Below are 3239 nucleotides of genomic sequence, written 5' to 3'. Positions count from 1 at the left end.
GGTGAGAGGCCCGGGCCGGTGGGGCTCACCGGGGAGAACGGCGGGGCAGGACTGGTGGGACTGCGGGAGCGGCTCACCGCCGTGGGTGGAGAACTGGAGGCGGGGACCGTGGGCGAGGACCGGTTCAGGGTGGTGGCGACGGTGCCGTTGCCGGACGTGACCGGGGCCGTCGCGTGACTGCCCCCGTCGTACGACTCCTGCTCGCCGATGACGAGCACCTCATCCGGGGTGCGCTCGCCGCCCTGCTCGGGCTGGAGGACGACCTCGTGGTGGTCGCCGAGGCCGCGACCGGGCCCGAGGCGCTTGCCATGGCTCGGGCTCATGTGCCGGATGTGGCGGTGCTGGATCTTCAGATGCCGGGGGCGGACGGTGTGAAGGTGGCCACATCGTTGCGGGCCGAGTTGCCGGGGTGCCGGGTGCTGATCGTGACCGGGCACGGGCGGCCCGGGCATCTCAAGCGGGCGCTGGCGGCCGGGGTGCGGGGGTTCGTGCCGAAGACCGTCAGTGCGCAGCGGCTCGCCGAGATCATTCGTACCGTGTATGCCGGAAATCGTTATGTCGACCCAGAGTTGGCCGCCGACGCGATCTCCGCCGGGGACTCGCCGCTGACCGCCCGTGAGGCCGAGGTGCTGGAGCTGGCCGCCGACGGGGCGCCCGTCGCGGAGATCGCCGAACGGGCCGCGCTCTCGCAGGGGACTGTACGGAACTATCTCTCCTCCGCGGTCTCGAAACTCGGGGCCGAGAACCGTCATGCGGCAGTGCGTCTCGCACGCGAGCGAGGTTGGGTATAGTTGCTCTCGCGCCACGGCGCAGCGCGGACGTAGCTCAGTTGGTAGAGCGCAACCTTGCCAAGGTTGAGGTCGCCAGTTCGAACCTGGTCGTCCGCTCAAGGCAAAAACCCCGGTCCGGGTGGACCGGGGTTTTTCATGCCCTCTAGGCCCAGTTCAGGCCCGTGAGGCGCTCGTACGCCTCGATGTACTTCGCGCGCGTCGCGTCCACAACCTGCTGCGGAAGTGCCGGCGGCGGCTGCTCGCTCCCGCGGTCCCAGCCGGACTCCGGGCCGGTCAGCCAGTCGCGCACGAACTGCTTGTCGTACGACGGCTGCGCGCGGCCCGGCTCCCAGGTCTCGGCCGGCCAGAACCGGGACGAGTCCGGGGTGAGGACCTCGTCGGCCGCGATCAGCGTCTCGCCGTCGTAGCCGAACTCGAACTTCGTGTCCGCGAGGATGATGCCCCGGTCGCGCGCGATGTCCCGGGCCCGGCCGTAGACCGCGAGGGTCGCCTGGCGCAGCTGCGCGGCGGTGTCGGCGCCGACCTGACGGGCGACCTCCTCGTACGACACGTTCTCGTCGTGCTCCCCTACAGCGGCCTTCGTGGCCGGGGTGAAGATCGGGGCCGGGAGTTCGCTGCCGTCGACCAGGCCCTCGGGGAGGGCGAGGCCGCAGACCGTGCGGGAGGCGTTGTACTCCAGCAGGCCGGAGCCGGTGAGGTAGCCGCGGGCCACGCACTCCACCGGAACCATCTGGAGGGACTTGCAGATGAGCGTTCGGCCCGCCCAGTCGGCGGGGGCGCCGGGCGGGAGATCGGTACCGAGGACGTGGTTGGGGATCAGGTCGGCGAGCTGGTCGAACCACCAGAGGGAGAGCTGGGTGAGGACTCGGCCCTTGTCGGGGATCTCCGTGGGCAGTACCCAGTCGTACGCGGACATGCGGTCGCTGGCGACCATCACGAGGTCGCCCGCCTCGTTCTGGTACAGCTCGCGCACCTTGCCGGTGTGGAGGTGCGTCAGGCCCGGAACCTGGAGCGGCTCGGGCTTTTCTACGAATCCGGACACGGGTTCCTCCAGTGGGTCTCTCCAACTGGCTCGATTGTCCCGTATGTGTGACCGCCCCCTGGTCGCGGGGTCAGTCGTGCTTGCAGATGCGGTCCAGGAGGTTGGCCGTGGCGCGCTGGACACGGGCGTCCACATGGCCGGGGCGGTCCAGGGCCGGTGACCAGGCGAAGGTGCCGGAGGCGAAGACGAGGGAGCCGGACGGCGCCCGGTACAGGGACGTCTCCTGGTGGCGGAGGGCGCCCTCGCCGTCCGCGTACGGGGAGTGGGCGAGCAGGATGCGCTCCTCGTGCGGGGGCAGCTGGGTGCGCGGGAAGTAGCGGTCGGCCTCGCCCGCGACCAGGCCCTCGACCGGGTCGCCCTCGCCGGCGCCGGTCGCCTCCCACAGCCAGTGGTCGGCGTTGCGGACGATCAGGGGGTACGGCTCGGGCACCCGGCCCGCGTACTGGATGCCGACCAACTGCTGCTCGGGGCGGTCGACTTCACGCCACAGCACCGGTTTGCCCGGGCCCCGGCGCTTGCGGCAGGTGAGCAGACGGTCGGGGACGCCGGACGGGGACGGTCCCAACTCCACCTGCCAGTACATGGTGTTGGCGGAGAGGAAGACGAGGGACGTGCCGTGGTCGCGGGCGCGTTCGACGGTACGGCGCATCTGGGTCGACCAGTACTCGTCGTGGCCCGGGAAGACCAACCCCCGGTAGCGGGTGGGGTCCACGCGTCCGGAGTGCAGGTCGCGGGCGTCGGCGTAGGCGAGGTCGTAGCCGTAGCGCTCGGCCCAGCGGATGAAGTCGTAGGCGTGGCCGACGTGGAGGGGCAGGCCCGCGCCCGCGTACGGGCGGTCGAAGGAGACCGTCGTCGCGGCCTCGGACTCGCCGAGGAGGCGGCCGTCGCCGTCCCAGGCGTGGTAGAGGCTCGCGCCGGTGTGGCCGTCCTCCGGGTAGAGGTTGTAGGCCTGCCATGTGATGTCGGGCAGGAGGAGGAGCAGGTCGGCGGGGTGGCTGTCGCGGACCGTGAACGGGATGTGCGAGCGGTAGCCGTCGGCGGTGGTGAGGACGGCCACGTAGGCGCCGATGCTCCAGTAGCTCGGGATCTGGAGCCGCCAGGACAGCCACCAGTGGTGGCAGGAGACCGTGCGGTCGGCGGTGAGCGGCGGGGGCTGCACGATGCCGGAGAGACGGGGGCTGGTGGTGATCTTGGCGGCGCCGTCACCGCCGTAGTGGCCGATGCGGTACACGTCGACGGCGAACTCCTGGGGCGGGTCGACCGTGACATGGAAGTCGAGCGCCTCGCCGGGGGCGACCGCGCTCGCGGAGGTGAACCCCTTGATCTGGCGGCGGACGTCGTCGGCGGAGCGCGGGCCGCCGCCTCCGGACGCGCGCGGGGCGGGGACCTTGGGGGCGTTCCCGCCC

General features: G+C 71.6%; 3 protein-coding genes and 1 tRNA gene. 2 read left to right on the top strand and 2 right to left on the bottom strand.

What is annotated here, in order from left to right; all coding sequences use genetic code 11:
• Positions 1 to 173 precede the first annotated feature (173 nt).
• Both AC31A1_RS49060 and AC31A1_RS49055 read left to right on the top strand, forming a co-directional pair.
• Positions 174 to 791, top strand: a complete 618-nt coding sequence (locus AC31A1_RS49060) for a response regulator (RefSeq protein WP_489659538.1) — start codon at positions 174 to 176, stop codon at positions 789 to 791.
• Positions 792 to 814: 23 nt separating this feature from the next.
• Positions 815 to 887: transfer RNA gene (locus AC31A1_RS49055), tRNA-Gly, on the top strand.
• Positions 888 to 933: 46 nt separating this feature from the next.
• Here the strand turns inward: AC31A1_RS49055 and AC31A1_RS49050 are convergent.
• Positions 934 to 1833, bottom strand: coding sequence for a phosphoribosylaminoimidazolesuccinocarboxamide synthase (locus AC31A1_RS49050; protein ID WP_489659537.1), 900 nt, complete (start codon positions 1831 to 1833; stop codon positions 934 to 936).
• Positions 1834 to 1903: 70 nt separating this feature from the next.
• Positions 1904 to 3239: N,N-dimethylformamidase beta subunit family domain-containing protein (locus AC31A1_RS49045; RefSeq protein WP_489659536.1), on the bottom strand; the 1336-nt coding region annotated here is incomplete at its 5' end.

It is taken from the genome of Streptomyces sp. P5F9, assembly GCF_057961495.1.
Note: the sequence above shows the minus strand (reverse complement) of the source record. Positions and strands in the feature narration are given on the sequence as shown.